We start from the raw sequence: 25879 nt of genomic DNA on the forward strand, positions 1-25879 counted from the left end.
GCTCATCCACTGGATGATCGGTCGTCAGCGGGGCTGGTGCAATGATCAAGGGATGTGGGAGCCGACGTCATGGGATCTTCGGCATTGAAGGAAATCCGTTCCAGTGAGCTGAAATCATTTTCCGCGCTTCGCGAGGAGATGGTTAGGCGAAATATCGTGGCGCGTGGCGTGCGCGACGACCTCGTTCTTGACGCGATGCGCAAGGTGCCGCGCGAGCTGTTCCTGCCGGAAAACCTTCGTGAATTCGCCTACGAGGACTCGCCGCTCCCGATTGCGGGCGAGCAGACGATTTCCCAGCCCTATATCGTCGCCTTCATGGCCGAAGCGTTGATGCTCAAGGGCGGCGAGAAAGTTCTCGAGATCGGGGCGGGCTCCGGCTATGCCGCCGCGGTGCTGTCGGAGATTGCCGCCAATGTCTACACCGTCGAGCGCCTTGGTCAGCTCGCGGACAAGGCCGCGGCGACGCTGGCCGATCTCGGCTATGACAATGTTCACGTCCTGCACGGCGACGGCACCCGGGGCTGGCCGGAACATGCGCCCTACGATGCCATCGTCGTCGCGGCCGGCGGGCCGCAGGTTCCAGAGTCCCTCAAGGAGCAACTGAGGATCGGCGGCCGGCTGGTGATCCCGGTTGGAACGGATCAGCGCAGCCAGGAACTGATCCGCGTCACCCGAGTCTCCGCCAACGAATATCGCAGCGAGGACATCGCCGACGTTCGCTTCGTTCCGTTGATCGGAGAGGAGGGCTGGGCACCCGCCAAACAAGGCGGGGATCGCAAGCCCGTAAGCCGGGCGCCGCGGCCGGCCTCGCCGGCCGAGGAGGCGCTGGTCCGAAACCTTGCCGATGCCGCGGAATCCTTTTCATCGATAGAGGCCGCCGATCTCAGTCCGCTGATGGAGCGGATCGGATCGGCGCGCATCGTGCTGCTTGGCGAAGCCACCCACGGCACCAGCGAGTTCTACCGGATGCGCGAACGCATCACCCGCGACCTGATCGTCAAGAAGGGCTTTCGCTTTGTCGCGATCGAGGCCGATTGGCCGGATGCGGCGCGCGTCGATCACTATGTACGACATTTCCAGTATCCGCCCTCGGAGTGGACCGCCTTTGCGCGGTTCCCGACCTGGATGTGGCGAAATACCGAGGTGCGCGATTTCGTGAGCTGGCTGCGCAAGCACAACGGCGCTACCGAACGCGACAAGCGCGTCGCGTTCCACGGTCTTGATCTCTATAGCCTCTATGACTCGATCCGATCGGTCCTGAACTATCTCGATGAGGTCGATCCGGAATCGGCAAACGTGGCTCGCGAACGATATGGCTGCCTGACGCCGTGGCAGCGCGATCCCGCGACCTACGGCCATGCGGCGTTGAGCGGATCCTATCCGACCTGCGAAGCCGACGTGGTACGGACGCTGACCGATCTGCTGGCGAAGCGCCGGGCCTATGCCGAGCGCGATGGCGAGCGGTTTCTTGATGCCGAGCAGAATGCCCGGCTCGTGGCCAATGCGGAGCGCTATTACCGGATCATGTATTACGGCTCGCGTGCGTCGTGGAATCTGCGCGACAGCCACATGTTCGAAACCTTGAAGAATTTGCTGGCGTTTCATGGCGCGGACAGCAGGGCTGTGGTGTGGGCGCATAACTCGCATGTGGGCGACGCGGCCGCGACCGACATGGCCGCGCGCGGCGAGCACAATATCGGTCAACTCTGCCGCAAGCAGTTCGGCGACCAGGCGTATCTGGTCGGCTTCGGCACCCATGGCGGAACGGTCGCCGCGGCGTCCGAATGGGATGGCCCGATGGAAATCAAGCAGATCCGGCCGGCGCTTCCCAACAGTTACGAGCAGTTGTGCCACGCGACAGGGTATGCGCGTTTCATGCTGGGCCTGCGCGGCCGCGGCGATTTATGCGGTCCGGCAGCGCTTGGCAAGCAACGTCTCGAGCGGGCGATCGGCGTGATCTACCGGCCCGAAACCGAGATGGCGAGTCATTACTTCCAGGCCAGTCTGCCGCGCCAGTTCGACGAGTATATCTGGTTCGACAATACCAAGGCAGTCACTCCGCTCGATACCGCCGAAGTCAAGGGACTTCCGGACACCTATCCGTTCGGGGTGTGATGCAGGCAAAGCGGCGAGGCGGCAAATGTGCTCGACAAAGCGAACATGGATTTCCCGGAGGCTGATATGAACAATCTGAAGATTCCGCACGCAGCATTGGTGTTTGTCGGCGATGGTCGAAAGGCGTTGTTCCTGCGCAACGACGGCGATGAAAAATTCCCTAACCTCAAGACCGAAAAGGTTTTCGAGGACGAGAATCCGCCTACCCACGAGCAGGGCAGCGAGCGGCCGGGGCGCGTCAGCAAGGCTTCCCAAACCGGTGGCCGAAGCGCGGTCGAGTCGACCGATTGGCACGACATCGAGGAGCATCGCTTCGCGCGAAAGGTCGCGGCCGCCCTGGAACATGTCGTCCGCACCGGAAAGGCCAAGGCCCTCATCGTCGTTGCCCCGCCGAGGACCCTCGCCGAATTGCGAACCGCATTCCACGCCGACGTAAAGGCATGCATTGTTGCCGAGATCAACAAGGATCTGACCAAGCATCCGATCGGGGAGATCGAGAAACATCTCACGGCCGGTCCGCACTGAAGGGTCGCCCACAAGGGGCCACGAACCCGCGTGTCGACTCACACATGCGCGCCGGACGTGACGAGCTTGGTATCGTTCGCCAACCGGCCGTCGACAATGTTGATTCGGCGGTGCATCTGGGCGGCGAGATTGAGATCGTGGGTGACGGCGACGACGGTCTTTTCCCCAAGCGCCACCAGATCCTTGAGGATTCCAAACACCTGTGCCGTGGAGATGGAATCCAGGCTGCCGGTCGGCTCGTCGGCCAGGATCACCGGGGGATCGTTGGCCAGCGCCCGGGCGACGGCCACGCGCTGCCGCTGGCCGCCGGACAATTGATCCGGCATCTTGTGGCGATGGTCGCCAAGCCCGAGCGATGCCAGCAATTCCTCCGCGCGCGCGGTGATGGCGGGTGGCGACAGCTTGCCAAGCGCGCGCATCGGCAGCGCGACATTTTCGGTGATGCTGAATTCCGGAAGCAGAAAATGAAACTGGAACACGAAGCCGAGGCGGGCGAGCCGCACCTCCGCGCGTTCGTCCTCCGCCATCCCGGTCGTGGACCGGCCGTCGATCAACACCTCGCCGCTGCTCGGAAGGTCGAGCAGTCCCAGCAGGTACAATAGCGACGATTTCCCCGAGCCGGAAGGGCCGGTAATGGCGACGAATTCCCGCGGCATGATGGTGAGATCAATATCCTGGACCAGCGTCACCGGCACCACCCCGCCAAGGATCTTGGTCGCATGCCGCGCCTCGATCAGCGGCGCGCTCATGTCGCGCCCCTGATGATGTCGACCGGGTGCAGCCGCGCCGCGGCACGGGCCGGAAAATAGCCGGCCACGAGACTCGAGGCGAGCGCGACGGCGGTGGCCAGCAGATAATGCTTCACCGAGTAGAGCACCGGCAGATGATTGTAGTCGGAGAACGGCGTCTTGAATTCCAGCGATGCCAGCCCCCGGGTCAGCAGATAGCCCAATATCCAGCCAAGCGCGGCGCCGACCAGGCCAACCAGCAGCGCTTCGACGATGAAGATCGCGCGAATGGTTCGATCCTTGAAACCCAGCGATTTCAGGATGGCGATATCGCGGGTCTTTTCATGGGTGATGGTGGAAATGATGTTGTAGGTCCCGAAGCTCGCGACCAGCAGGATGGCGCCGACGATGGTATACATCAATACGTTGCGCAGCGTGATCGCCGACAGCAGGTCCTCCTGGGCCTCCTGCCAGGAGATCGATCGATAGCCGGTCTGCTCGCCGATCCGCTCGCTGATCAGGCGGGCTTCCATCGGGTCGCGGGTGCGTACGCGAATCTCGTTGACGATGCCGGTCTGTTTTTCCAGGATCTGCGCGGTCCTGAGCAGGACATAGCCGGTGGTCTCGTCGGTGGCGCGAAAGCCGGAGTGGAAGGTGCCGACGACGGTGGCGTTCATGCTGGCGCCTTCGGCGGAAGCCAGCGTGACGTTGGAGTTGACTCGCGCGCCGATCTTTTTGGCCAGGCGATCTCCGAGCAGGATCGCGTTCGATGCACGATAGAGCGAGGTCAGCGTTCCTTGCCGCATGTGGGTCGCCAGATTGGAAACGTCGGCCTCGGTGCGGGGGTCGATGCCGACGATCGAAATGGTCAGGTTGCGGCCGGCGAAACGCAGCACGGCCTTCGACTGCACCGATGGCGTCAGTGCGCCGTGCACCCAGCTTTGCAGCGACGCGATGGTGGCCATCGGGTTCTTGATGCCGGGCCGGCGCACCTCCGGGGTCAAGCCGTGGAACTCGGCGGCCCGATAGATGATGTCGGCAGGTTGCCGGGTCGGCTCACGCAATTCGTCGGTGACGGAAATATGCGGCAATGCATCGACCAGAGTCTTGATGAAGTCGTCCTGCGATCCCTCCATCATGGCCGCCATCATGATGGAGAAGCCGACGCCGGTCATGACGCCCGCGATCGCGACCAGCGTTTGACGGGCGCGGCGGCGGACATGCGTCCAGGCGATCGTCAGGATCAGGCTCATGGTGCCGCCGGCTCCATCTGCAACGAACGGACCCGCGAGCCGTTCTTGATGTTGGCCGTCGCGGGAGAGGCGACCAGTTCCCCCTCGCTTGCGCCTTCGACGATCTCCACGAAGCCCGTCCCGCGGATGCCGATCTCGACCTTGCGCAGGCGGGCGCGGTCATTTTCGATCAGCAGCAGGCTGTTGTTGATGACGGCATTGGCGGGGACAAGAATGACGTCCGGCTTTTCCCGGCTGACGATATTCGCCTCGACGCTCATCCCGACCCGCAACGGCGTGTCATCGGGCAGGCCGACCCTGACGCGGAAAGTTTTGGAAACCGGGTCGCCGGCCGGCGTGATCTGTTTTACGGATCCAGCCAATACCTGATTGGCGAACGCGTCGGTCCGCAGCAACGCCTTCTGGCCGACCCGAACCCGAGGGATGTCTTCCTCGTTGACCTCGGCGACAACCCAGAGCGGCTTTTCCAGGCCGATGCGGTAGAGGATCGTGCCGGGATCGACCATGTCGCCGACCTCGCCGTCTTCCTTGAGGACGGTGCCGTCCATCGGCGCCACCAGCCTGTAGTACTCCAGCCGCTGGGTCTGAGCCGCGATCTGCGCCCGGATCCGCGCGAGGTCGGTCTCAGCGCGCTGATAGGCCTGTGAGGTCGCAACCCCGCGCGCCAGCAACTGCGCCTGGCGGTCGAACTCCCTGTGCTGAAATTCTTCTTGCGCGCGCAGATCATTGAGGGCGGCCTGGGCTTCCTTGTCGTCGAGGCGGGCAAGCATATCGCCGGCGCGGACCGGCTTTCCTTCGCACCGGCAACGTTCGATGATGCGGCCGCGGACCAGCGGTGTCGAGCGCGACCAGGTCTCCGGTTCGACCGATCCGGTTGCATAGACGATTTCCGCGGCCGCGCCGCGCGTGACACGAACGACGGTAATGGCCGGTCCGCGCGACAGCCACCATGCGATTGCCGCCAGCGCTGCGGCAAACAAAACCACGATCAGCAGCTTCCACGGGTATCGACGCCGATCGTTCGCTGCGCGCCTGGCCGCGGCTTCCGCGGCTTCAACTGGTGTAACCCGCATATCCATGATGAATTACAGCCGAGGTGGTCGCGGCGGAGTGTCAGGCATTGATGCGTTCACCCGTTGCGGCTTCCATGCCCGAACCTGTGATCGCTGATCCAGGTGGTAACGGAAGTGGGCTGGCATGGTTCCGTCCTCACGTCCTCAAGAGAATGATCGACCGGGCCAAGACCATTTTTCTATGGCAGCTGCGGCATTGCCGGTTGATTCAGGTCAATCGACGCAGCCCGGTCTCACATCTGATGAACGTCTTGGGTTTCCCGCCATTGCCTCAACATGTTGACTTAACGCAACATCGGTGTCTCACGGCTGGATAGATTTTGATAATGAGTTCCGAAGCCGAAGAAGCATCGTCGATGACGTGGCGCGACGTGCCGAAAAGCGTCTGGGCGCTCGGGTTTGTCTCCTTGTTGATGGACGTATCGTCCGAACTCATTCATAGCCTGCTGCCCCTGTTTCTCGTCACCGTGGTCGGCGCTGGTACGGCGGTCGTCGGCCTGATCGAGGGCGTCGCCGAGGCCACCGCGGCGATCGCCAAGGTGTTTTCCGGCGCGCTTTCCGACCGCATCGGCAAGCGCAAGCTTCTGGTCGGCCTCGGTTATGGACTGTCTGCCGTCACCAAACCGGTGTTTCCGCTCGCCGGCACGGCGTGGGAAGTCCTGGCCGCGCGGTTTGTCGATCGCCTGGGCAAGGGCATCCGCGACGCGCCGCGCGACGCGCTGATCGCCGACGTCACGTCTTCCGCGATCCGCGGTGCCGGCTACGGCATCCGGCAGGCGCTCGACACGGCGGGAGCGTTTGCCGGGCCATTGCTGGCGATGGCGCTGATGGCGCTTTATGCCAACGACTTCCGCGCCGTGTTCTGGTGGGCGGCGGTTCCGGCCGCGCTTGCCGTGTTGCTGGTCGTTACCGGCGTCAAGGAGCCGGATGGCGTCAGGGGAACCGCGACGCGCGGCTTGCCGATCCACAAGGAGGAACTCGGGCGGCTGTCCCCGGCATTCTGGATGGCGGTCGCGGTTGGCGTGGTGTTTACCCTGGCGCGCTTCAGCCAGGCCTTTCTGGTGTTGAAGGCACAGGCCGAAGGACTTGCATTGGCCTTGATCCCGTTGGTGTTCGTCTGGATGAACCTGATCTATGCGGTGACGGCGACGCCGGCCGGGATTCTCTCGGACCGGATCGGAAGGGAGAAGTTGCTGTCGTGCGGACTGGGCGCGCTGTTCGTCGCCGATCTCACGCTGGCCCTGGCTCCCGGTCTTGCCGGCGTATTCGTCGGCGTCGGCCTCTGGGGCCTCCATCTCGGCTTTTCGCAGGGGCTGCTGTCGGCGCTGGTGGCCGATACCGCCCCTGAAGATCTGCGCGGCACGGCCTTCGGCCTGTTCAATCTTTTGACCGGCAGCGCGCTGTTGATCGCGAGCGTCCTTGCCGGCTGGCTGTGGCAGGCCTTCGGATCGACGTCGACGTTTCTCGCCGGCGCGGTCTTTTCGGGCTTTGCGGTCGTCATGATATTGGTCGCCATGAAGGCAGCGACGAGACCAGCCGGCTGATATCGTCCCGCCAATGCCACGCCGAGCCGAAAGCCGATCGCGCGCGATCGGCAAATCCCGGGAATGTTTTCCGATGCATGAGGACCTCTTGGCGAAACTGGAGCAACGTCTCGGACGCGTGCATGCCAGGCAGCGGCTGGGGATCGAGGCCGACCACGAGGCGCAGGCGTTCGGCCAGGGCCTGACTTTCTTTCACATCGAGAACTGGTATTCGGTCCATTCAGTGATCCGAAACACGCTCAAGCTCGCCGGTCTCTATCGGCGGGGAAGAAGGAATGCGCAACGCGTTACAGTCAGGCACAATGACGTCTGGTTCAGGGAATTGCCGCCCTTGTTCGATGGCTTCACCCTTCTCCACATCAGCGATATGCATGTTGACATGAATGAGGCGGCCATGGGCCGCCTGGTCGAGCTGGTTGCTGGCCTGCGGTATGACGTGTGTGTTCTGACCGGCGATTTTCGCGGCAAGACGTTCGGACCTTTCGAGGCCACGCTGGATGGGGTTTCGCGGGTCCGCGCGCATCTGCAAGGGCCGGTTTACGGGGTGCTCGGCAACCACGATACCATCCAGATGGTTCCCGGGCTCGAGGCCATGGGAATCCGGATGCTGCTTAACGAAAGCGCGGCGATCACGCGCGAAGGCCAGCGGATTTACATCGCTGGAATCGATGACGCGCATTTCTTCAGGGTGGACAACATCGAAAAGGCCGCGTCGCAGATCCCCGATGGCGAGTTTTCCATATTGTTGTCGCACACGCCCGAAATCTATCGCCAGGCAGCCCATGCCGATTTCAATCTTCTGCTGGGCGGACACACCCATGGCGGCCAGATCTGTTTGCCGGGCTCGATCCCGATCACGCTCGATTCCGTGTTGCCGCGGCGCATGGGGTCCGGCGCCTGGCAATATCACAACATGATCGGCTATACGTCCGTAGGGGCGGGATCGAGCATCGTCGCCGTGCGCTTCAACTGTCCTCCCGAAATAACCCTGCATCACCTTCGGCGCGACTGACGGTCGGTCAATATGGCTCATCCCGCAGATGGGCGCGGTAGAGAATCCGGGATAACACGATCTCGCCGACAAAAAATATCCCGACGCCAAGGGCGATGTCGATGGCCGTCAGCGAGAGTGCGGTACGGCATGCCAGCAGCGGCAGCAGGGATTCCGGCAATTGATCGAGGCCAAGCGCCTGGCTGCTTGACGGGAAATTCAGGCGGCGTTTTGCGAAACTGGAGCAGAGATCACCCGCCATGGCGGTCGCCGCGGCGATCGCGCCGACGCCAAAATCCAGGCCGATCAGCGGCGCGCCCGCGGTCGTGACCAGAATGGAGAGCACAATCCCGCGGATCGTCTTCGATGGTCCGAACAGCGGTCGGCCATCGAAGAATGTGATGCCGGCATCCAGCGGAAGGGCAAAGGACCGTCCAAGAATCTTCTTGGCGATGACCGGCGTGCCGTTGGCCAGCGTCAGCAAAATCAATGCTTGCAGGATTGGAAACATCTGCATCTGAAAGATCAACCAACGCGCTGATTATCAAACATCGGATCCTCGTTGAGACAGTCAGTCGCCGCGACCGCCGCGCTTGCGCAGGTCCTCAATCCAGCGCGCGGGCGGCCCAACCTCCGCCCATGATCGCGCCGGTGAAACCGTCGCCGGTGAAGGCCGAGGCAAGGTACAAGGCGGCCCCGCCGAAACTCTGGTTGCGCTCAAGCACCGGAACCCCGTGGCCAGCGCGGGCAAACAGCGTCGCCGCGGTCAGGCCGCCCAGCCCGGATCCGATAACGATGGCGTCGAAGCTTCGGGACATCGATCGAGCCCGTCGTTACCGCGCGCGGCGAGGCCGCGTGATCGCCACTACGCCAACCGCGATCAGCAACAAAGGCCACCATTGCGCCAGCAGCCGTTTCAGTTCTTCGGCGGGCGCGATATCGAGATTGATCAGAAGAAAAACAGCACCCAGCAGGATCAGGATCGCCGCACCGATATGCAAACGCATATTCGCCTCCACAAATGCGTCCCTCACTATCGATGTGCTGCCGGCAGGACGCTTTGACTTACCTCAAGCGAAGAGGGGAGAAATCCGGCTGAAATACTTATCAAGAATGGGAAATGTCCCTGTCATATTTCGCTCGGGTAACGGATCAGATGGCTCAAGCCGCTGAATAGGGAATTTATCGCACCGAGCGAATGCTCGCCTTCACCGATGGCGTGATTGACGGAAGTGCATCGGGGAATCACGGTTGCTGCTTCGGCCAAGCGGAAATTCAAGGGCTGCACATTGGAAGGCCGATTGGCGGCTTCCGCCAATGCGACCAAGCCCGAAGCGCCGGCTGGGAATTTGATTTCATCTTTTTCGGGATTGCCTGCTGCTGATTTGACCCACGTCAACGACCTTGTCATGCATGACTGGGTACTTTGTTAGCGTTGGAGGCGTTTCCTAATCCGCGATTGTTGAAAGGGCAGCATCATGAGCAACGTTGGATCGCTCGATCGGATCGTACGGATCGTGGCGGGGCTTGTTCTCATCGCCTTCGCCATTCCCATTGGCTTCCCCCAGACTGACTGGAACTGGGTCGGCTGGATTGGCGTCGTGCCTCTGCTGACTGGCGCCTTCGGATATTGTCCCGGTTACGCGCTGTTTGGCATGTCCACCTGTCCTGCCGAACAGAGCTGACGGGACCGCTGTTCAATCGAGCGCGGGCGCGCGGGGCCTCGATCTCTCAGACCGGAGAAAGTGCCATGGCTGCCAGGTTCAAGACGGTGCTGATCGTTTCCTTGGCTTTGGGAGCCGCCGCACTGCTGGCGACGGCCGCCGCACAGCCTTACGGTCCAGGGTCGGGAGTCATGGGTCCGGGCATGATGACAGGTCCAGGCATGATGGGGCCCTGGATGATGGGCCGCCGCGGTTTCGGCGGCGCATGCAATCCGGCCGCAAGCGGCTTTGCGGAGTGGCGCGCCGACCGGCTCGCGGAACTGGTCAAACCAACCGACGCACAGCGCACCAAGTTTGATGAATTCAAGGCGGCCTCGATCAAGTCGGCTGAGCTCATGCGCAATGCATGCCTGGTCGATGTTCCCCCGACCATCATAGGTCGAACCGAAGCCATGGAAAAACGCATGGACACGATGCTGCAAGCGATCCGGATCATGCGGCCAGCGCTGGAGGATTTCTACGCGTCGCTGAGCGACGAGCAAAAAGCCCGGCTCAATTCAAACTACGGTCGGGACCGGTTCTGGCGCTGGCGCGATCACTGGTAGAGCAGGGCGAGGCGCGTTTGCAGAAGACCGCGGCCGGAGCAAGCTTCGATCTACATGGCGTCGCGGGAACGGCTCGCGGCAGCGCTTGAGGCGACGGTGTCGCGCGCAACGAGGTCGAGTACTCTCGGGTAACAGGGCAGGCCGAGCAGCGACTGTGCAAATGCCCCGGCCGCGATCTCGGAAAGCGCCGCAATGCCGGTGCGCCAATGCCAGCCGCCTACTCGAAACAATGTCGGCCGATAGCGCCGTGCAATTGGCGGAGTCGATCTCGTTGCTTCCATGTGATGGAACAATTCATGGGCAATAAAGGCGTCTTGCAGGGTTGCCGGTCCAAGCAGCCGCGCAGCCAAAGGATCGACAAGCATGCGATCCAGCGGGGCGAGGCCGCGGGAGTAAAGCAAAATGCGCGACGGCCGCGGCTGGTATTCGGCAAACCGCCAGAGCGAGCCGACCAATGGATCGTCGTCCGTCGAATGGATCGGCAACCCGAGCGCGTGGGCGATCTCCCGTGGTGTGAGGCCGGGAAATTGCGCTCGCAAATTCCCGGCTGCTGCTGCTCCATCCCCCAGCGCATCGGCAACGGCAGCCAACCGTTCGCTGCGATCCAGGCGCCAGCCGTGCGGGTCGGCCTCAAGCATCACGAGCCCGAGCGTTTCGGGCGAGGCGGCCATGATCTGCTCGAGCCAGGGCATCTCGGTCGACCCGTGCGGCATGATTACAGCCCACGCGATGGAGGAATCCCGATCAGCGCGATGGAGGTATCACTGGTGAGCCCGTCCAGCTCGCTTCGGGTCACGGCGGCGGCCTGATCGATCGAGTTGACGCCCGACAGGTCGATCAATTGACCGCCGACGATCACGAAAATATCCGGGGTGATGGTGCTGTCGCCGTTATAGATCGTCGTGTCTTCCCACAGTCGCCGCAGGCCATCGAGCGCAGTCGCCGCCGAGACCGGGCGGACGACACCATGGCTGCGCTGCACGCGGATCACGCCATCGAGATCGATCGCTCGAACCGGGCTGCGGCGCTTCCTGAAAAATCCCCAGGATCGCTCTTCCACCTCACCCTGGAAAACCCGCATTCTCGGCGTGGCGGCGGCAAGCGTCACGCGCTCCGGATTTACGCCCATCGCCTTCGCCGCTATTTCCCGGGCCTCGCTCTCGCCGACCTCGTCCCGGCGCTGGCGGGCGCGCATTTCCGAAGCGCCAATCGCGATGGCGCGAACCCGATGGGTATGCTGATCGACCTCGATCGTCACTTCGACATGGTCGGGCGCGGCGCCAAGCTTGACCGCGGCTTCGAATGCCTCGCGACGGATTCGCTTCAGGTCCTCGGGCTGCGGGTTGGGTATCACGCGCTCCACCACATCGCGCACCAGCGCGAGCGCAACGCCGATCGAGGAGATCACTTCCGCGTCCCTGGAGATTTCGTGGTGGAGACCGGTGCGGCTGGAAGCGTGCGGGATCAAGGCCGCGGCGCCGCCGCCCTCGCCGACCAGCACGGCCTGATCGCGGTCGAGCCGGTATTCCGCGATCAGATCCTCGACCACGGGGATGACCTTGTCGGTCGCGATATCGAGAATCGCGCGCGCCGTATCCTCGATGGACTTGCCGATGAATTCGGCGAGCGCAGCGATAGCGCGCCGCGCCGCCTCCGGGTTGCCGTAGGCGTGCAGTCCGGGCCTGGCGTAACCCAGAACGTTGGCCGCGCAGGTGTTGGTGATGGCATAGCGGATGCCGTTGGCGGCGCGCACGGCAACATAGTCGGCGGGATCGTCAGCTTTGGGCTGGAAGAATTCGATCCTGGGTTCGGCGATATCTTCCGGCCGCGCAAAGGCGGCGTAGGGAAGGCCGGCGATGTGGGCGCTGCGCGGGCCGACGTCGACGAGCTTGTGATCGCGGGCGCGAACCATGCTGCCGCCGGCGATGCCGATGACACGGACATCGAGCGAGCTGACATAGGTTTCGTGGCCGCCGACGCGCGCGTATTTGACCGTCGGCCGCCCGTTGCGGATGACGCCGATGTTGGTGCTGGTGCCGCCGACCTCGAAGTAGATGCCGTCGGAAACCCGCAGGTACATCAGCGCGCCTGCGACGCTTGCGGCCGGACCCGACAGCATCGTCATGACCGGGCGGCGGCGCATCTCGGCAATATTCATGACGCCGCCGTCGCCGCGCATGATCATCAGCGGCGCCTGAATGCCGGCCTCGCGAACGCTCGCCTCGGTCATGAGAGCGGTGTCGATCATTTTCGGCAGGATACTGGCGTTGATGACGGCGGTGCGGGTCCGGGTGGTTAGACCGTAGAGCTTGGTGATGTCGTTGCCGCAGGTCGCGGCAAGTCCCGCCTCGACTACGAGACGGCGAACCGTCTCCTCGGCTTCGTTGTCGTCGACCCCGAAGGCGGAACTGGCGACGATAACCTTGGCGCCTTCCGCCCTGAGTTCGTCGATGGCTTTCCTGATGCCGCCGTCGGTCAGCGTCTCCTTCATGAGGAACCGGTTTGCCGGCCTCATGTGGCGGCCGGGGGCGAGTTCGATCGGCTTCATGGCGCTTTGGCTTTTTGCCAGCAGCGATTCCAGGCGGGTTGACATGCCGATCACGCCGACGCTCGCGACATCGCCCTCGAGCAGTGCATTGGTAGCCTGGGTGGTCGAGTGGGCGAGGAAAATGACCTCCTTGGGATCCACGCCCGACTGCTCGAGGACGTTGCGGAATACGTCGACCACGCCCCTTGCCACGCCGCGCGGGTCGGAATGCGTGGTCAATACCGAGAAGCGTCCCACGACCTCGTGGGTCGCATTGTCGATCAGCACGGCCTTGGTGAAAGTTCCTCCGACGTCGATACCAATTCGATAGGCGCGGCTCGACGCAAGAGGCTCCGTCATCGTCTCTCTATCCTCTACTGCAGCGAGCCCAACATCAGGTAGCAGATCAACGAGTTGACCGCGATCATCAGGCAACCAAAGGGCAGGGCGGTGCGCAGGAACAGCCCGTGGCTGACTTTGGTATGCCCGATGGTCCAAAGCGTCCAGGAGTTGGTCGGATCCATGCTCCCTTGCAGCACGGTCGGCGCGAGCCAGATCGAATAGAGATACGGGATCGGTATGTCCTTGTTGGCGAGGATGATGGCAAGCAATGCCGCGCCGGTGCCGATCACGACCAGCGGCCCGCGATAGATGCTTGCCACGCCGCCGAGCACGCCGAAAAATATCGCGGCCTGTAACGGCGTGTGCGGCAGGACCGGCGCGAACAGCGGTTTCAGGGCGCCCGCCACCTCGGGAGTCTGGCCCGCGACGATGATCATGCCGCAGATCGTCCACAATGCGGCGATGGTCGCGATGTCGGGGAACGCATCGGAGAACGTCTTGTTGAACAGATTGAGATGGCCCTGCAGGGTGCGATCCTTCCACGTCAGCCCCAGCGCGAGCAGGATCGAGACGATGAAGGTCGGAATGATCTCCCATTTGAGAACCATGATCATGATCACCGGAAAGATCGGCACGATATAGGTGTAGTAGGGCGTCCGTTTGCGAACCGGGGCCGCGCCGCCGTCGGCGAGGTCGATGGAGGCCAGCCGGCGTGCGCCATTGCTGCGCAGGTAGAAGGCTGCCAGCAGCCAGGCCGCCAGGATGTAGACGCACATCCCGACAATCCAGTAGGTCAGGTGCGCGCCCTCGTATTTGATGCCTGGAAACAGCTTTTGAAACGTTCCGAATTGAACGAGGTTGACGAAGGTGCCAGCGCCTATCCCCATCGTGAATACCGGTGCGGCGACATTCGGCGGAATGCCCTGGCTCATCATGATCGGCAGCGCGATGACGCCGATCGCGATGGCGGCACCGACGCCATACATGGACGTGAACAGAAGAGCGGTCACCAGCGTGACGGTCATCGCGGTCGCCAGCGGCCGGTCCCCGGCAAGCTCGACCGCGGAACGGATCACGCTTTCCGCGATGCCGGTCTGAATCAGCACCTGTGCGAACCAGGCGCCGAACACAATGATGATGACGGCGCTGGCATATTGAACCCCGCCGCCCTGGATGATTTTCTTCTGGATGTCCTCGACGCCGATACCGGCGATGGCCGCCCAAAGGACGGCAAGCACCAGCAGCATGATGATCGGACTCTGACCGCGAATGATCATCACGACCACTGCGAGAAACGCGATCATCAGTCCGAGACCCGTCGCGAGCTCTGTTGTCATTGAATTCCCCCTCGTCCCAGCGCAGGCATGTTCAAATGCAGCCTTTGGCCGGATCAATCTGGCACAAGAGTTTGCCGCTGGCGAGACCGGCGGGACAGTGTGACAGTCATGCGTTCGGCCTTGCTTCGCGATAGGGCTGCTGCAGCGCAGCAGGAGAATCAGTTTTGGCTTTGGCGTGTCCCTCACCCAGGGTTTGCGTCGGCCGGCAAGCGTGGCCGCTTCCCGGATGCGGTGAAGCGGTGTCGCAGTGTGGCGCGGTACGATGCGAGTGCCCTCCCGGAATCGCGGTCCTGCCGCGCGAGCCCCGCTTCTTGACAGGGCCAAACGGGAGGCTCACTTTCGATCGAGCGCTTGCTGCCGCGTGAAGGAAAGAATACCCGGGGGAAGACCGATGACGAAATTGCTGAGCGAAGGCGAGGTTGAGAACTATCGCCAGCGCGGCTATCACTTCCCGATCGATGCCTTGAGCGAGAGTGAAGTCGCCGGCTTTCGCCGCAAGCTGGAAGACTATGAAGCCGAGACCGGTGGCCCGATCAAGGGTGAGATGCGCCATCGCAGCCACGTGCTTTTCACCTGGATCAACCAGATGATCCGTCACCCCAGGATCCTGGATGCGATCGAGGATCTGCTCGGGCCGAATATCCTGTGCTGGAATACCAGCTTCTTCATCAAGGAGCCGCATGACCCGGGCTTCGTTTCCTGGCACCAGGATGCCACCTATTGGGGCCTCGACAAGTCCGACGTCGCCACCGCCTGGATCGCGATGTCGCCGGCCAACAGGGTTTCCGGCTGCATGAAGTTCATCGCCGGAACCCACCAGCAGCAGGTCCGGCACGAGGACACCTTCGACCAGAACAATTTGCTGACGCGAGGCCAGGAGGTCGCGGTCAAGGTCGACGAGTCAAAAGCGGTCTTTGTCGAGTTGAAGCCGGGTCAGGCTTCGCTGCATCACGTGCTGCTGTTCCACGGGTCGGAGCCGAACCGCTCCGATGACCGCCGCATCGGCCTCGCCATCCGCTACATCCCGACCCATCTCAAGCAGGCCGTCGGTCAAAGGGATTGGGCGACGCTGGTGCGCGGCAAGGACGCTTATGGCCACTTTCAGCCCGAATATGTGCCGAAGCGCGACCTTGAGCCGGAGGCGCTGGCCTTCCACAAGGCGGTTTCGGAAGAGCAGGTGCGGGTGCTCTATCGCGGCACAGGCAAGACCGCCTATCGTGCCTGACCCGATACGGGCCGACTACAACCGTTGTCCGTGTCATGGCCGGCAACGGGGTCACGCGGTCCGGCGCGATGGTCCTAACGCGGTGAGGCGTCGCGCCGAACACCGCCGGCGGATTCGTCGCGCTTGACTTCGGGAAACAGCCACATCGCGAAAATCATGAAGAATCCGAGGAAAGCAACGACGTACTGGATGCGGTCGTGGCCAAGGACGTGCTGATAGTAGGCCGCAACCGCCGCTACCAGAACGACCAGCAGTGAAAGTCCGAGCTTGATCCTTACCGGCATCTCCGCATCCTCTCGATCGTCACGACATGGCGGCCCAGAACGGTCCGGCAACCTTGGCCAGCGCGGCGAGCGCCACCACCTGAACGCCAACCAACAGCGCAAGTCCGGTGTTTCCGTCGCGAAGCGACGATGGCCAGACTTCGAAGAGCCCGGGCGCAAACAGCACGACGAGGCCGGTCACGACAATCAAACTGCTCCATCTCAGTTCGGCGTAACCGTAAGCTCCCGTGCCCGCCAGAAGCGCCGACAGCAACAGGGCGTTGCCGACGATCAGCACGGTCGCCGCGCCGGTTCGCGCCTGGTCCGGGCGCGAGCGGAGCGGAAACATGCCGGCCACGACCAGGAAGGCGAGCGTGCAGATCGTCGCGAACACGGCAAACCAGAGCAGGGAAATCCAGTGCGGTTCGATTGCCTCCATCGGTCCTCCTCGGCTCGCATGCCTGACGAACGAGCGGCGCGCGATTATTCGGCGGGCGCGGCAAAGCCGGTCGAGGACCGTGCCATTTCGGGCCTCGGCGTGCGCGAGGTCCTGCGCATGTTGGCCTTGACGAAGCGGGTGTCGTAGCCGTTCAGCAGGTGGCCGATCAGCCCGCGATCCAGATCCGAGGTGCCGAGCAGCCAATCCATGATCGGAAACGTCAGGTTCATGTTGCGCTCCATCATGATCGACTGATTGTGATGGGCGGTGTGATGACGCCGGATGGTGTTGACGAAGGGGACATTGCGCACGAACCGGTTCTCATCGACGTGACAGCAAAAGTGCATGAATTCGTAGATCAGATACATCGACGTCGTGGTCGAGATCAGCAGCCAGCCGACATTCGGCGAGACCAGCCAGCCAAACACCAGAGCCGGCGGGATCGACATCATGGTGAAGGTGACGAGCGCATAAGGCGGGAAGAAAGTCACGCGCCAGTCGTGATGGTCGGCGAAGCGCATCTCCTGCTCGGTGAAGAACTGGTGATGCATCAGCGTATGGCGATTATAGATCGCACGAAATGCCTTCAGCTGCGACGGGCGGTGCATCACGAAACGATGAATCCACCATTCGAAGAAATTTGCGCAAAGGAAAGTCACGGGCACGATCGTGAGCTCCCACCAGCGCAGGTCGCCGACATTGGCAAAATACACCGACAGCGCCGTGAACCCGATCAGATAGATGACGAAGGCATGCAGCCAGCCATTGTACCATCCTGCGATGCGGTGGCGGTAGGTCGCCCGGTAGTTCCGCTGCCGCTCCGTCATCGGACTTGCCGATAATTCCATCGCGCCGTCTCCGTCTGTCGCAAGGTTGATCTGTCGCCAGATTATCATCTAATATATTACCAGCCTATCAGGCCGGCAAGCGACTTTCATGCGGCCTCCCAGGGGGCGTTGCCCGAAGAAACCGCTTGATGCGAAGTCGCTGATATATTTATCATATGCCAATAGCGCGCGACAGACGCGCAACATTGACGGGAGGCACCGATGAAGCTCACGCGTCGCGATTTTTCCAAGCTTGCAGCTACCGGCATTCTGGCCGCGACGGCGCCCCCCCGAATATTTTCACCGGCTTTGGCGCAGGACAAGCCGCTGCGGATCGGAATCATCGCGCCGCGCTCCGGCGCGGCCGGCACGGCGGGCGAATGCGGAATTCGCTCGGTGCAATGGGCTGCCGAGCGTATGAACAAGGACGGCGGCATCGCCGGTCGCAAGTTCGAGCTGGTGTTCGAGGAGGAAACCAACCCGAAGGATACGATCGAGCGTTTCCGGCGCCTGATCCTGCAGGAGAAGGTCGAAGCCGTCCACGGCCTGATCTCGACCGGGGTCAGTCTTGGCGTCGCCCCGGTCGCCGAGGAGGAGCAGGCGCTCACCGTGATGTGGGATGGCACCACCCAGGACGGCGTCAAGGAAACGATGCCAAGTCCGAAATACGTCTTCCGCTCGACCGATAACGAATGCGAAGCGGTGATGGGGTCGCTGCTCGCGATCAAGTATTTCAAGGGCAAGTTCAAGCGGGTGGCCGGCATCAATCCCGACTATTCCTACGGCCGCAACAATTGGGAAGCCTTCAGGCAGATCCTGGCGCGGTTTGGGGTCGAAGCCGAGTTCGTCGCCGAACAATGGCCGAAGGTCGGGACCATGGATCTGACGTCGCATATCGCGGCCCTCAACGCCGCCAAGCCGGACCTGATTTTCTCCTCGATGCTGTTTGCCGATCTGCCCGTGTTCATGAAGCAGGGCCATGCGGCGGGTCTGTTCGACGGCGTCAGGCTGGTATTGCCGGCGGCCGGCTGGCAAATCAATCAGTTAAAGAAGGAGTTCATGCCGGAAGGCATCATCTTCGGCCATAACACGCTTTACTTCGATCACCCGCAGGCATCGCCGCTGCAGAAAGCGTTCGTTGCCGATTACATGGACCGCTACAAGGAAGCGCCGCATTGGGAGGCGGACCGGGCGTATTTTGCGCTTGCCACCTACAAGGCTGGCGTCGAGGCGGCGCAGAAGGCGGCGGGCAAATGGCCGACCCCCGAGCAGGTGGCGGCAGCGATGCCCGGCCTCGAAGTCGAGAGCCTCGGCGGCAAGGGGCGCTTCCGCAAGGACAAGATTGCGGAGCAGGTTTTCTATCAGGGCCCCTCCACCAACACCAACAAATACGATTTCCCGACGCTGGCCGCGATTGATACCTACCGGGCGGAACAGTTGCAGAAGCCGCCCGGCGCGGATTTCTGGGAGTGGATCAAGACCGCCAAGATGCCGGTCTGAGGTATGACGGAACTGATGGATGTCGTCCTCGGCGGGACGTTCCACGCCGCGGTGCTGTTTCTTGTGGCGGCCGGACTTCAGCTCGTGTTCGGCGTGCAGAAGATCGTCAATCTGGCCTGCGGTTCGTTCTATGCATTGGGCGCGTATTTCGGGATTACCGCGGTCGGCATTGCGATCAAGCTCGGCATGCCGCCGCTTTTGTTCTTTCCGGTACTGATCGTCGCCGGCCTTGCCATCGGTCTGGTGGGCTTGCCGATCGAGCGCGTGCTGCGCACGATCTATCGCCGCGACGAGAGCTATCAGCTCCTGATCACTTTCGGCTTCCTGCTGATGTTCCAGGATGTATTTCGCTTCCTGTGGGGCGCGACGCCAAGGACCATGGATAACGTCTATCTGGTCTATGGCACCGCCCATTTTCTCGGGGTCCGGGTGCCGACCTATAACCTGCTGGTGATCGCGGCCAGTCTCGCCATCGCCGCGGGGCTCGGCCTGTTTCTGGAGCGAACACGGACCGGCCGTATCGTGCGCGCCACTGCCGAAAACCGCGACATGACCGAGGGTCTCGGCGTCAACGCTTCGAGGATATTCGCGCTGGTCTTTACCGTAGGCTGCATGCTGGGCACGGTCGGCGGCGCGCTGGTGGTGCCGTCAGGCGCGGCATCGCTCGATATGGCAGTTGAGCTCGTGGTGGAATCATTCGCCGTGGTCGTGATCGGCGGCCTTGGCAGCATGCGCGGCGCGATGGCGGGCGCGCTGGTCGTAGGGCTGATGCGCGCGGCGGCAATTTCGCTGGTGCCGGAGCTGGAGATGTTGTCGGTCTATCTTGTCGTCGTCGTCGTGCTGATTCTCAGGCCGGCCGGCCTGTTCGGGAAGGCAGCCGCGTGAGCCATCCGTCAATCGACATTGCCTCCGGGACGGCGGCGCGGCGAATGATGCCGCGGCCAGGCGGATTGTGGGTTCTGCTCGGGCTGATCGTCATCATGGCGCTGATGCCCCTGGTCGCCTCGCCCTATGCGCTGCTGCTGATGCTGCCATTCGTCGGCTACGGCATCGCGCTTCTGGGGTTCAATCTTCTGTTCGGCACCACCGGCCTGCTTTCGTTTGGCCACGCGCTGTTTCTCGGCGTCGGGGCCTATAGCGCCGCGGCGCTGACTTCGAAATACGGCGTGCTGAGCTTTGAAGCCCTGCTGCTGACCGCGGCGCTGCTATCCGGGCTGGTTTCCCTCGCCGTCGGTGCGCTATGCGTCCGCTACACCAGAATTTTCTTCGGCATGCTGACGCTGGCCTTCGGCATGCTGTTTCACTCCTTCCTGTTCAAATTCTACGGCATCACCGGCGGCGATCAGGGCATGCGCGTGCTGCGGCCGCTGTTGCTCGGCATGGAGTGGCGTGGCGGCAAGACCGCATTCCTGACCGGCCCGTTCTACTATTATGTGCTTGTCCTGTTTGCGCTGTCGGCCCTGGCGATGTGGCGGATCACCCGGTCGCCGTTTGGTCTGCACCTGCGCGCGATACGCGAGAACGCCGGCAAGGCGGCCTATGTCGGCGTGGAGATTTTCCGGATGCGGCTGACCGCGTTCGTCATTTCCGCGGTTTACGGCGGTATCGGCGGAACGATCCTGGCGGTCACCACGGGACTGGCCGATCCGGAATTGGCTTACTGGACCCATTCGGGCAACCTCGTCTTCATGGCGGTTCTTGGTGGCAGCGGCACGTTTGCCGGCCCGGCGATCGGCGCGCTGGTCTTCGTCGTGCTGCAGGATTTCGTGATGTCAGTCACGCAATATTGGCGCTTTGTGATGGGCGGCGTGCTCGTGCTTCTCGTGGTCTTCATGCCGCAGGGCCTGTCGGGCACGATCGAGGCTCTCGCCAACCGTCGCCATGGAGCGCGATGAGATGCAGCCCGACCACGCCGCCGATACAGCCCCGCTGTTCGAGACCATCAATGTCTCGAAGTCGTTCGGCGTGTTCAGGGCCATCAGCAATGTGTCGTTCCGCGTCAGTGACGGCGAATTTGTCTCGATCGTCGGGCCCAATGGCGCCGGCAAGACCACGCTTGTCAATGTGGTCACCGGCCTGTTGCGGCCGACGGCTGGAGCAGTGCGCTTCCTGGGCCGCGATATCGCCGGTATCGGCCCGGTTGAGCTTGCAAGGCTTGGAATGTCGCGCACATTTCAGCTCGTCAACATCTTTCCGGCACTGACCGTGAGGGAAACGCTTGCTGTCGCGGTGGCGTCCCGCTTGCGCCGGGTCGGCAATCCGTTTCGATCGCTCGGGCGCGATGACGCGCTGCAGGCCGACGTCGAGCGGGTCGCCGAAGTCCTGGGCCTGCGCGCCCGGCTTGAAACGGTAGCTTTGGCGCTGTCGCAGGGCGAGAAGAAATTGCTGGATATCGCCAGCGCGTTCGCCCTCAATCCCGTCGTTATCCTTCTCGACGAGCCGACCAGCGGCGTTTCGACCGGCGACAAGCATGCGATTATGGGAGTTCTGGTGGCGGCGGCGAAAGCCGCGGGGGTGCGCGCCATCGTCCAGGTCGAGCACGACATGGACCTGGTCGAGCGCTATTCGCATCGCATCGTCGCGCTGCAGGAAGGTACGGTGCTGGCCGACATGCCGCCCGACGCATTCTTCAAGGATCCTGCCATGATCGCCGCGGTGGCCGGAACGCGTCCGCAAACCCAGAGAAAGCCGCATTGATGCTCAAGCTGGCGGACCTGAAAGTCGACATCGAGGGCAGCCGCATTCTCAACGGCATCAGCCTGTCGGTTGCGGCCGGCGAACTTGTCTGCCTGATCGGGCGCAACGGCGCCGGCAAGACCACGACGCTTCGCAGCATCATGGGATACCGCCGCCCGCTGTCGGGCGCGATCACATTCGAGGGCGCTGATCTGGCCAGACTTCCGACATGGCAGATCGCACAACGGGGCATTGGATTCTCGCCGGAGGAATCGGAAGTCTATGCCGACCTCACGGTGGCAGAAAATGTCGAACTCTCGACCTGGACCCGGCCTTCCGGCCGGCCGGCCAGGGTGCGGATCGAAGAAGCCTACACGGTATTTCCAAAACTTCGCCAGTATCTTGGGCGTGGAGGGGCGCAGTTGTCAGGTGGCGAGCGCAAAATGGTATCGATCGCCCGGGCGCTGACGCTCGACCCCAGGCTGTTGCTGCTCGACGAGCCTTTCGAGGGTCTGTCGCCGGCGATCATTCCGGCGATCGCGGAGGGCGTTGCCTCGATCCGCGCGATGGGCAAGGGCGTTCTGATCGCCGAATCGAACGTGCACCACATTCCGGATTACGTCGATCGCCTCTATGTTATCGAGCGCGGTGAAGTGATGTTCTCCGGCCCGCTGGCGCAGGCCTATCGGGACCGCGACGTCATGCGCGTGATCGCAGGTCAGATCGAGGTCGTCCCGTGATCACGGTCAGCGATTTGGGAAACGAAGCGGGAGGGTAACATGAAGCGCTATGCGGGAGACCGCACCATCGACGGCGTCAAGGTAACCGTCGATGGCGCGCCGCTTGATCCTTGCACCGATGTCATCGAGTTCAGCAAGAACGGCTTCGAGTGGAGCTATGAAGGTCCGGAGCCGCGCCAACTCGCGCTGGCGTTGCTGGTCGACCATCTCGGCGACAGGGCCGGGGCAAAGGCCTCGGTCGAGCCGTTCATGCGCGAAGTTGTGGCGAATTTCGGCAACGAATGGGAGATGACTTCGGCTGACATTGAAGCGGCTCTTGCCGCGCTTTCCGGCAAGGCGGTCGCCTGATGGCCCTGCAGTATCGCGCTGCGGTGCTGCATGCGGCGCAAACACCGCTGTCGATCGAAACGGTGACGGTGGCGGATTTGAAGCCCGGCGACGTGCTGGTCCGGATTCGGGCCGCCGGACTTTGCCACACCGATCTCGAAGTGATCGAGGGATCGCTGCGCTATCCGCTGCCGATGGTGCTTGGGCACGAGGCCGCCGGCACCGTCGAGCGGGTCGGCTCGGCCGCGCGCGGGGTAAAGCCGGGCGACCATGTCGTCCTGTCATGGAATCCGCATTGCGGACATTGCTTTTATTGCGACCGCGACGCGCCGATCCTTTGCGAGCAGTATCTCGGCGAGGGGCCGAGGGGGGTGTCATTCGATGGCGGCACGCGCGCCCGGCTGGCCGATGGCCGTTCGCTTCAACAGCTGATGTTCCTGGGATCGTTCGGCGAGTATTGCGTCGTCGCCGACCAGCAGGCGATCCCGGTTCCGAACGAGATTCCATTCGACCGCGCCTGCCTGATCGGTTGCGGCGTCATGACCGGCGTGGGCGCCGCGCTCAATCTCGGTGCGATCGCGCACGGCGATACCGTGATGGTGATCGGTTGCGGCGCGGTGGGTCTCGCCGCGGTGCAAGGCGCGCGGCTCGCGGGCGCGGGATCAATCATCGCAGTCGATATCGATCCGGCCAAACTTGTGCTCGCCGCGCGAATCGGCGCCACGCAGGGCGTGGATGCGTCGAAGGATGATGTGATTGCGGCAGCGAAGCGCGAAACCGGCGGCCGCGGAGCCGATGTCGTGATCGAGGCGGCCGGCCACGCATCGGCTCTTCGGGTTACCGCCGAGGCGGTTCGGCCCGGCGGCCAGGTTATCTGGCTCGGCAAGATCGACGTGAACAAGGACGTGTCGTTTCGCTGGGGATCGCTGATGCAGGAGAAACGAATCCGCCGCGTCAGCTATGGCAACGCGCGCCCGCGTCGGGATTTTCCGCGGTTGGCCCGGGCCTATCTCGAAGGGTCGCTGATGCTCGACGAACTGATCTCCCGCCGCATCACGCTCGAGGGGATCAATGATGGTTTCGCCGCGCTGAAGCGGGGAGGGGTCATTCGCAGCGTCATTACATTCGATTGATGCCGTCACGCATCGAGCGTCTTGCGCGCGAAATCCTCGATATAGTCGATCAAGCGGTCCGACTCGGTCGCCGCCGCCTTGGCCTTTCTCTGTGAAATCGCCCGTGCCACCGCGGCGTGCAGCTTGGCGGCGAGCGGCAGATCCGCGACCTGCTGATAGTGCTGATACCAGAACCGGCGCGACAGCGCATTCATCAGCCCGATCGAGCGGCGGGCGAATTCGTTTCGTGCCGCAGTCGCGACCAGAATATTGAAGCGTTGGTCAAGCCGCATGAAGGCGATGTCGTCAGCCCTGGCGGCGGCCGCCAGCATGGCTTCCGCCACCTCGGCGAATTCGCGGCGTTCCTCCGGCGTGGCGCGCTCCGCCGCGAGGCTCGCCATCAGCCGCTCCAGCACGCGCCGAACTTCGAGAAGCCGCAGTTGCAGTCTCAGATTGATCTCGGAGACCATGATGCCGCGTCGCGGCATGATGACGACCAGTCCGTCCCGCGCCAGCCGTTGCAGGGCTTCCCGGATCGGGGTCCGGCCGATTTTCAGACGAACGACAAGAGCCTGCTCCGACAATACCGTTCCCGGCGACAATCGCAGCGTAACGATCATCTCTTCAAGTTCGCGATAGGCGCGATCCGTCAGCGTCCCTTCCTTTGTCTTGACCGTGCGGGACCGGCGTCTTGTTGGCGTTCGCGTCAACTCATTCCCCACATAGGCCGGTTCAATCGCTGACTCGGCCCAATACATTCATCCCAAGCGTATATCGGCCATATATCATGAGGCAATACCGCAGGGATACCGCAGGGGGACCGGATCGTTTCGACAAAACCGGGGTTACGGGAATGCGCGGCGCCCCGACATCCGAAAGGCGGCCCGATCAAAATCCGGATTAGTCTTGCCGGCCTGGCGCCGAAGCCACCGCGCGCCTGACGATAGGGCTGGCGTCACCTTGCCGGGATATGGCGTCCAGTAGGGATCCAGTGGACCGCGGGAACAGCCGGCATCAGGACCGCGTCACCAGCTGGCCGGCCGATTCCATGCGTGCGCAAGCGGCCGGCCCTCTGCGGTCCGAAATCGCGGAAAGTCCCTTTGTGACTTCCTGCCAGCAGGGAATTTGCCTGGCGCGCGCGATGCAGGCCTTGAGGTGGGATGCAGGCCTCGAGGTGGATTGGCGGCTGGCGGGCGCGCCTTCGCCAACCATGGAATGCCGGCCGCCTTATCACGCTGAAACTACCGCTATGACCGCGGTTTGACGACGCGCAAGCGCACCGCGAGTCGCGGCGCTCCGCCGGTGGCGATTGCCACCACCGGCGGACGCACGATTGGCGGATCAAGCCGCTTTGGATTTCGCCGCATGGGTGGCGAGTGCATCCATCAGCGCCGGCGACAGGCAGTCATAGGGCTCCAGCCCGAGTTCCTTGAGACGAGACCGGATTCCTCCCATCGCCTCGGGTTTCGCGCCGGACTCGATCACCGACGACACGAACGCCGCAAACCCCGGAGCCGCCGAGCCAGCTTCCTGGAAAAGTTCGGGGTGGATGAAGTCGAGGCCGTAGAACGCATGCCCCTTGTTCTCGATGCGGCCATACATATGCGTGCCACAAACCTTGCAGGCGTGTCGCTGGATCGTCGCCGAAGCATCGATGATGTGAAGCTTGTCGCCGTTTTCGAGCACCTTCAGATTATCGCGCGGAACCACGGCGACGACGGAAAACGTCGCGCCGGCCGGCTTCCAGCACTTGGTGCAGCCGCAGGCATGGTTGTGAGCGACATCGCCCTTGACGCTGACCTTGACCGGCTTGTCCTTGCATTTGCAGACCAGGGTTCCGCCGGCAAAGCTGCCTGAACCCTTCTTGACCCCGCTGTCTACCGATGGGTGGATATTAACAGTCATAGGCCTATCCTCCTTGTGTTTGACGTTTTTGGTTCAGAAAACGACGACCGAGCGGATCGACTTGCCTTCGTGCATCAGATCGAATCCCTTGTTGATCTCCTCCAGCTTGAGGACGTGGGTGATCATCGGATCGATCTCGATCTTTCCGTTCATGTACCAGT

29 protein-coding genes and 1 pseudogene are annotated in these 25879 nt (G+C 62.8%); 14 read left to right on the forward strand and 16 right to left on the reverse strand.

The genetic code is table 11. The features are described 5' to 3' along the window. Positions 1–69 precede the first annotated feature (69 nt). Positions 70–2115, forward strand: coding sequence for a protein-L-isoaspartate(D-aspartate) O-methyltransferase (locus tag WCE35_RS01185; RefSeq protein WP_424591514.1), 2046 nt, complete (start codon positions 70–72; stop codon positions 2113–2115). A 66-nt stretch (positions 2116–2181) separates the two neighbouring features. Further along, positions 2182–2640, forward strand: coding sequence for a host attachment protein (locus WCE35_RS01190; RefSeq protein ID WP_424591515.1), 459 nt, complete (start codon positions 2182–2184; stop codon positions 2638–2640). A 38-nt stretch (positions 2641–2678) separates the two neighbouring features. Here the strand turns inward: WCE35_RS01190 and WCE35_RS01195 are convergent, their stop codons facing one another. Genes WCE35_RS01195 through WCE35_RS01205 form a run of 3 tightly spaced genes read right to left on the reverse strand, consistent with a single transcriptional unit; the run spans position 2679 to position 5607 of the window. After that, positions 2679–3389, reverse strand: coding sequence for an ABC transporter ATP-binding protein (locus tag WCE35_RS01195; RefSeq protein ID WP_424591516.1), 711 nt, complete (start codon positions 3387–3389; stop codon positions 2679–2681). Then, on the reverse strand, positions 3386–4621 hold the full coding sequence (locus tag WCE35_RS01200) for an ABC transporter permease (protein ID WP_424591517.1): 1236 nt from the start codon (positions 4619–4621) through the stop codon (positions 3386–3388). Before WCE35_RS01200 ends, WCE35_RS01195 begins: the two co-directional genes overlap by 4 nt. After that, a complete protein-coding gene (locus WCE35_RS01205; RefSeq protein ID WP_424591518.1) occupies positions 4618–5607 on the reverse strand; it encodes an efflux RND transporter periplasmic adaptor subunit in 990 nt (329 codons plus the stop codon). Before WCE35_RS01205 ends, WCE35_RS01200 begins: the two co-directional genes overlap by 4 nt. 413 nt (positions 5608–6020) lie before the next feature. On the opposite strand from WCE35_RS01205, the gene WCE35_RS01210 reads away from it, so the two are divergent. Both WCE35_RS01210 and WCE35_RS01215 read left to right on the forward strand, forming a co-directional pair. Next, positions 6021–7238: an MFS transporter gene (locus WCE35_RS01210; RefSeq protein WP_424591519.1), complete on the forward strand. Its 1218-nt coding sequence runs from the start codon at positions 6021–6023 to the stop codon at positions 7236–7238. Positions 7239–7311: 73 nt separating this feature from the next. Then, positions 7312–8250 carry a metallophosphoesterase gene (locus WCE35_RS01215; RefSeq protein ID WP_424591520.1) on the forward strand — a complete coding sequence of 313 codons (939 nt, stop codon included), beginning with the start codon at positions 7312–7314 and terminating at the stop codon, positions 8248–8250. Between the two features lie 7 nt (positions 8251–8257). Here the strand turns inward: WCE35_RS01215 and WCE35_RS01220 are convergent, their stop codons facing one another. The 4 genes from WCE35_RS01220 to WCE35_RS01235 all read right to left on the reverse strand — a co-directional run bounded on the left by WCE35_RS01220 (position 8258) and on the right by WCE35_RS01235 (position 9628). Then, positions 8258–8746, reverse strand: coding sequence for a CDP-archaeol synthase (locus WCE35_RS01220; protein ID WP_424591521.1), 489 nt, complete (start codon positions 8744–8746; stop codon positions 8258–8260). 88 nt (positions 8747–8834) lie between these two features. Next, on the reverse strand, positions 8835–9047 hold the full coding sequence (locus WCE35_RS01225; RefSeq protein WP_424591522.1) for an NAD(P)-binding protein: 213 nt from the start codon (positions 9045–9047) through the stop codon (positions 8835–8837). Positions 9048–9062: 15 nt separating this feature from the next. After that, complete coding sequence (locus WCE35_RS01230; RefSeq protein ID WP_424591523.1) at positions 9063–9236, reverse strand: LiaI-LiaF-like domain-containing protein; 174 nt, start codon at positions 9234–9236, stop codon at positions 9063–9065. A gap of 122 nt (positions 9237–9358) precedes the next feature. Then, the gene (locus WCE35_RS01235) at positions 9359–9628 is read right to left on the reverse strand and encodes a hypothetical protein (RefSeq protein ID WP_424591524.1); all 270 of its coding nucleotides are present in this window, start codon (positions 9626–9628) and stop codon (positions 9359–9361) included. Positions 9629–9707: 79 nt separating this feature from the next. On the opposite strand from WCE35_RS01235, the gene WCE35_RS01240 reads away from it, so the two are divergent. Together WCE35_RS01240 and WCE35_RS01245 are read left to right on the forward strand one after the other, a co-directional pair. Then, positions 9708–9914, forward strand: a complete 207-nt coding sequence (locus tag WCE35_RS01240) for a YgaP family membrane protein (RefSeq protein WP_424591525.1) — start codon at positions 9708–9710, stop codon at positions 9912–9914. 65 nt (positions 9915–9979) lie between these two features. After that, positions 9980–10498, forward strand: a complete 519-nt coding sequence (locus tag WCE35_RS01245) for a Spy/CpxP family protein refolding chaperone (RefSeq protein WP_424591526.1) — start codon at positions 9980–9982, stop codon at positions 10496–10498. A 50-nt stretch (positions 10499–10548) separates the two neighbouring features. Here the strand turns inward: WCE35_RS01245 and WCE35_RS01250 are convergent, their stop codons facing one another. The 3 genes from WCE35_RS01250 to WCE35_RS01260 are packed head-to-tail and all read right to left on the reverse strand — an operon-like array spanning position 10549 to position 14704. Beyond that, positions 10549–11211, reverse strand: a complete 663-nt coding sequence (locus WCE35_RS01250; RefSeq protein ID WP_424591527.1) for a hypothetical protein — start codon at positions 11209–11211, stop codon at positions 10549–10551. A 2-nt stretch (positions 11212–11213) separates the two neighbouring features. Continuing rightward, the gene (locus WCE35_RS01255; protein ID WP_424591528.1) at positions 11214–13385 is read right to left on the reverse strand and encodes a hydantoinase/oxoprolinase family protein; all 2172 of its coding nucleotides are present in this window, start codon (positions 13383–13385) and stop codon (positions 11214–11216) included. A gap of 14 nt (positions 13386–13399) precedes the next feature. After that, the gene (locus WCE35_RS01260) at positions 13400–14704 is read right to left on the reverse strand and encodes a hypothetical protein (protein WP_424591529.1); all 1305 of its coding nucleotides are present in this window, start codon (positions 14702–14704) and stop codon (positions 13400–13402) included. A 391-nt stretch (positions 14705–15095) separates the two neighbouring features. Between WCE35_RS01260 and WCE35_RS01265 the strand changes: the two genes are divergently transcribed. Further along, positions 15096–15929: a phytanoyl-CoA dioxygenase family protein gene (locus WCE35_RS01265; RefSeq protein ID WP_424591530.1), complete on the forward strand. Its 834-nt coding sequence runs from the start codon at positions 15096–15098 to the stop codon at positions 15927–15929. A 74-nt stretch (positions 15930–16003) separates the two neighbouring features. On the opposite strand, the gene WCE35_RS01270 is transcribed toward WCE35_RS01265, so the two are convergent. From WCE35_RS01270 to WCE35_RS01280, 3 genes are read right to left on the reverse strand one after another with little or no spacing between them, the layout of a single operon-like run. Beyond that, on the reverse strand, positions 16004–16213 hold the full coding sequence (locus tag WCE35_RS01270; RefSeq protein WP_424591531.1) for a hypothetical protein: 210 nt from the start codon (positions 16211–16213) through the stop codon (positions 16004–16006). Positions 16214–16232: 19 nt separating this feature from the next. Beyond that, positions 16233–16631 (reverse strand): hypothetical protein, encoded by a 399-nt coding sequence (locus tag WCE35_RS01275; RefSeq protein WP_424591532.1) that lies wholly within the window; start codon positions 16629–16631, stop codon positions 16233–16235. 44 nt (positions 16632–16675) lie between these two features. Beyond that, a complete protein-coding gene (locus WCE35_RS01280) occupies positions 16676–17479 on the reverse strand; it encodes a sterol desaturase family protein (RefSeq protein ID WP_424591533.1) in 804 nt (267 codons plus the stop codon). A 201-nt stretch (positions 17480–17680) separates the two neighbouring features. On the opposite strand from WCE35_RS01280, the gene WCE35_RS01285 reads away from it, so the two are divergent. From WCE35_RS01285 to WCE35_RS01315, 7 genes are read left to right on the forward strand one after another with little or no spacing between them, the layout of a single operon-like run. Next, the gene (locus WCE35_RS01285) at positions 17681–18958 is read left to right on the forward strand and encodes an ABC transporter substrate-binding protein (RefSeq protein WP_424591534.1); all 1278 of its coding nucleotides are present in this window, start codon (positions 17681–17683) and stop codon (positions 18956–18958) included. A 15-nt stretch (positions 18959–18973) separates the two neighbouring features. Then, a complete protein-coding gene (locus WCE35_RS01290) occupies positions 18974–19843 on the forward strand; it encodes a branched-chain amino acid ABC transporter permease (protein WP_424591535.1) in 870 nt (289 codons plus the stop codon). Positions 19844–19890: 47 nt separating this feature from the next. Further along, on the forward strand, positions 19891–20853 hold the full coding sequence (locus tag WCE35_RS01295; RefSeq protein ID WP_424591542.1) for a branched-chain amino acid ABC transporter permease: 963 nt from the start codon (positions 19891–19893) through the stop codon (positions 20851–20853). 1 nt (position 20854) lies between these two features. Then, positions 20855–21655, forward strand: coding sequence for an ABC transporter ATP-binding protein (locus tag WCE35_RS01300; protein ID WP_424591536.1), 801 nt, complete (start codon positions 20855–20857; stop codon positions 21653–21655). Then, positions 21655–22374, forward strand: coding sequence for an ABC transporter ATP-binding protein (locus tag WCE35_RS01305; RefSeq protein ID WP_424591537.1), 720 nt, complete (start codon positions 21655–21657; stop codon positions 22372–22374). Before WCE35_RS01300 ends, WCE35_RS01305 begins: the two co-directional genes overlap by 1 nt. 39 nt (positions 22375–22413) lie before the next feature. Next, on the forward strand, positions 22414–22722 hold the full coding sequence (locus tag WCE35_RS01310) for a DUF6166 domain-containing protein (protein WP_424591538.1): 309 nt from the start codon (positions 22414–22416) through the stop codon (positions 22720–22722). Beyond that, the gene (locus WCE35_RS01315) at positions 22722–23834 is read left to right on the forward strand and encodes a Zn-dependent alcohol dehydrogenase (protein ID WP_424591539.1); all 1113 of its coding nucleotides are present in this window, start codon (positions 22722–22724) and stop codon (positions 23832–23834) included. Before WCE35_RS01310 ends, WCE35_RS01315 begins: the two co-directional genes overlap by 1 nt. A 5-nt stretch (positions 23835–23839) precedes the next feature. Here WCE35_RS01315 and WCE35_RS01320 read toward each other — a convergent pair whose 3' ends face one another. From WCE35_RS01320 to WCE35_RS01330, 3 genes and pseudogenes are all read right to left on the reverse strand, one after another. Beyond that, complete coding sequence (locus tag WCE35_RS01320; RefSeq protein WP_424591540.1) at positions 23840–24523, reverse strand: GntR family transcriptional regulator; 684 nt, start codon at positions 24521–24523, stop codon at positions 23840–23842. 631 nt (positions 24524–25154) lie between these two features. Beyond that, positions 25155–25718, reverse strand: a complete 564-nt coding sequence (gene gfa, locus WCE35_RS01325) for an S-(hydroxymethyl)glutathione synthase (protein WP_424591541.1) — start codon at positions 25716–25718, stop codon at positions 25155–25157. A gap of 33 nt (positions 25719–25751) precedes the next feature. After that, positions 25752–25879: pseudogene (locus tag WCE35_RS01330) on the reverse strand (S-(hydroxymethyl)glutathione dehydrogenase); the annotation flags it as partial.

The organism is Bradyrhizobium sp. (assembly GCF_049691595.1).
Classification (GTDB): domain Bacteria; phylum Pseudomonadota; class Alphaproteobacteria; order Rhizobiales; family Xanthobacteraceae; genus Bradyrhizobium.

What these genes read in the sequence shown, in the direction of transcription:
- WCE35_RS01185 (WP_424591514.1), top strand. Translation starts at nt 70, where the DNA reads ATGGGATCTTCGGCATTGAAGGAAATCCGTTCCAGTGAGCTGAAATCA.
- WCE35_RS01190 (WP_424591515.1), top strand. Translation starts at nt 2,182, where the DNA reads ATGAACAATCTGAAGATTCCGCACGCAGCATTGGTGTTTGTCGGCGAT.
- WCE35_RS01195 (WP_424591516.1), bottom strand. Translation starts at nt 3,389, where the DNA reads ATGAGCGCGCCGCTGATCGAGGCGCGGCATGCGACCAAGATCCTTGGC.
- WCE35_RS01200 (WP_424591517.1), bottom strand. Translation starts at nt 4,621, where the DNA reads ATGAGCCTGATCCTGACGATCGCCTGGACGCATGTCCGCCGCCGCGCC.
- WCE35_RS01210 (WP_424591519.1), top strand. Translation starts at nt 6,021, where the DNA reads ATGAGTTCCGAAGCCGAAGAAGCATCGTCGATGACGTGGCGCGACGTG.
- WCE35_RS01215 (WP_424591520.1), top strand. Translation starts at nt 7,312, where the DNA reads ATGCATGAGGACCTCTTGGCGAAACTGGAGCAACGTCTCGGACGCGTG.
- WCE35_RS01220 (WP_424591521.1), bottom strand. Translation starts at nt 8,746, where the DNA reads ATGCAGATGTTTCCAATCCTGCAAGCATTGATTTTGCTGACGCTGGCC.
- WCE35_RS01225 (WP_424591522.1), bottom strand. Translation starts at nt 9,047, where the DNA reads ATGTCCCGAAGCTTCGACGCCATCGTTATCGGATCCGGGCTGGGCGGC.
- WCE35_RS01230 (WP_424591523.1), bottom strand. Translation starts at nt 9,236, where the DNA reads ATGCGTTTGCATATCGGTGCGGCGATCCTGATCCTGCTGGGTGCTGTT.
- WCE35_RS01240 (WP_424591525.1), top strand. Translation starts at nt 9,708, where the DNA reads ATGAGCAACGTTGGATCGCTCGATCGGATCGTACGGATCGTGGCGGGG.
- WCE35_RS01245 (WP_424591526.1), top strand. Translation starts at nt 9,980, where the DNA reads ATGGCTGCCAGGTTCAAGACGGTGCTGATCGTTTCCTTGGCTTTGGGA.
- WCE35_RS01250 (WP_424591527.1), bottom strand. Translation starts at nt 11,211, where the DNA reads ATGCCGCACGGGTCGACCGAGATGCCCTGGCTCGAGCAGATCATGGCC.
- WCE35_RS01255 (WP_424591528.1), bottom strand. Translation starts at nt 13,385, where the DNA reads ATGACGGAGCCTCTTGCGTCGAGCCGCGCCTATCGAATTGGTATCGAC.
- WCE35_RS01260 (WP_424591529.1), bottom strand. Translation starts at nt 14,704, where the DNA reads ATGACAACAGAGCTCGCGACGGGTCTCGGACTGATGATCGCGTTTCTC.
- WCE35_RS01265 (WP_424591530.1), top strand. Translation starts at nt 15,096, where the DNA reads ATGACGAAATTGCTGAGCGAAGGCGAGGTTGAGAACTATCGCCAGCGC.
- WCE35_RS01270 (WP_424591531.1), bottom strand. Translation starts at nt 16,213, where the DNA reads ATGCCGGTAAGGATCAAGCTCGGACTTTCACTGCTGGTCGTTCTGGTA.
- WCE35_RS01275 (WP_424591532.1), bottom strand. Translation starts at nt 16,631, where the DNA reads ATGGAGGCAATCGAACCGCACTGGATTTCCCTGCTCTGGTTTGCCGTG.
- WCE35_RS01280 (WP_424591533.1), bottom strand. Translation starts at nt 17,479, where the DNA reads ATGGAATTATCGGCAAGTCCGATGACGGAGCGGCAGCGGAACTACCGG.
- WCE35_RS01285 (WP_424591534.1), top strand. Translation starts at nt 17,681, where the DNA reads ATGAAGCTCACGCGTCGCGATTTTTCCAAGCTTGCAGCTACCGGCATT.
- WCE35_RS01290 (WP_424591535.1), top strand. Translation starts at nt 18,974, where the DNA reads ATGGATGTCGTCCTCGGCGGGACGTTCCACGCCGCGGTGCTGTTTCTT.
- WCE35_RS01295 (WP_424591542.1), top strand. Translation starts at nt 19,891, where the DNA reads ATGCCGCGGCCAGGCGGATTGTGGGTTCTGCTCGGGCTGATCGTCATC.
- WCE35_RS01300 (WP_424591536.1), top strand. Translation starts at nt 20,855, where the DNA reads ATGCAGCCCGACCACGCCGCCGATACAGCCCCGCTGTTCGAGACCATC.
- WCE35_RS01305 (WP_424591537.1), top strand. Translation starts at nt 21,655, where the DNA reads ATGCTCAAGCTGGCGGACCTGAAAGTCGACATCGAGGGCAGCCGCATT.
- WCE35_RS01310 (WP_424591538.1), top strand. Translation starts at nt 22,414, where the DNA reads ATGAAGCGCTATGCGGGAGACCGCACCATCGACGGCGTCAAGGTAACC.
- WCE35_RS01315 (WP_424591539.1), top strand. Translation starts at nt 22,722, where the DNA reads ATGGCCCTGCAGTATCGCGCTGCGGTGCTGCATGCGGCGCAAACACCG.
- gfa (WP_424591541.1), bottom strand. Translation starts at nt 25,718, where the DNA reads ATGACTGTTAATATCCACCCATCGGTAGACAGCGGGGTCAAGAAGGGT.